Source organism: Candidatus Thiosymbion oneisti, from assembly GCF_004359955.1.
Classification (GTDB): Bacteria; Pseudomonadota; Gammaproteobacteria; order Chromatiales; family Chromatiaceae; genus Thiosymbion; species Thiosymbion oneisti.
On the sequence record NZ_SMSC01000151.1, the window covers coordinates 1 to 448 of the forward strand.

1 protein-coding gene is annotated in these 448 nt (G+C 55.6%); it reads right to left on the reverse strand.

Annotation, left to right across the window (positions count from 1 at the left end; all coding sequences use genetic code 11):
• Nucleotides 1-35: 35 nt before the first annotated feature.
• The coding region (locus E1958_RS19835) for an integrase core domain-containing protein (protein ID WP_166664723.1) at nt 36-448 on the reverse strand (413 nt) is incomplete at its 5' end.

Below are 448 nucleotides of genomic sequence, written 5' to 3' on the forward strand. Positions count from 1 at the left end.
CCACCCACTCAAACCTTATCACGCCGCTTGTTTGGCTACAAACACCGCTCGCAGGGCGAGCGCGTATAAAGATGAATGGTAACAAGAAGATAGGTGTCGGGTCCCGGATGATTACGTGGAATTTTATTAAACAGGTGGGGGTGTTGTGCGTACCATTGTTGGAGCGTTTGGAGAGGGGTTTTGTGGAGCAGGTTTTTCTGTGGGATGTGGTAATTATACAGGTAAACGAAGCGTATAAGGGTTGCCTCCAGGGAAGCTGAGGAGTCGAAGCGGTGGGTGCGCACGACATCGGCGATACGGCCGTTGAAGCGCTCGATCATGCCATTGGTCTGCGGGGTTCTGGGCTTGATCAGGCGATGCTCGATCTGGTTGTCGGCACACACCCGATCGAAGGCATGGGCGCCGGTGGGTTGGCGTTGGCCGGTGGCGCAGAAGCGGTCGGTAAACG